Genomic DNA, 263 nt, shown 5'->3' with positions numbered 1-263 from the left:
AACAGCGATGTACTGGTACTGGTTCTCGGGAGCACAGGATGACGCCTAACAATTCATTCAAGCCGACACCGCTTCGCGGCGCGGCTTAATTCAGGAGTTAAACATCATGAGGGAAGCGGTGATCGCCGAAGTATCGACTCAACTATCAGAGGTAGTTGGCGTCATCGAGCGCCATCTCGAACCGACGTTGCTGGCCGTACATTTGTACGGCTCCGCAGTGGATGGCGGCCTGAAGCCACACAGTGATATTGATTTGCTGGTTA

1 protein-coding gene is annotated in these 263 nt (G+C 53.2%); it reads left to right on the top strand.

The window, feature by feature from the left end:
- Positions 1–106: 106 nt before the first annotated feature.
- Positions 107–263: nucleotidyltransferase domain-containing protein (locus IEQ44_RS16055; protein ID WP_181028067.1), on the top strand; the 157-nt coding region annotated here is incomplete at its 3' end.

Source organism: Nocardioides malaquae (assembly GCF_015070385.1).
Taxonomy (GTDB): Bacteria; Actinomycetota; Actinomycetes; order Propionibacteriales; family Nocardioidaceae; genus Nocardioides; species Nocardioides malaquae.
This window is presented reverse-complemented; position numbering and strand designations above follow the sequence as displayed.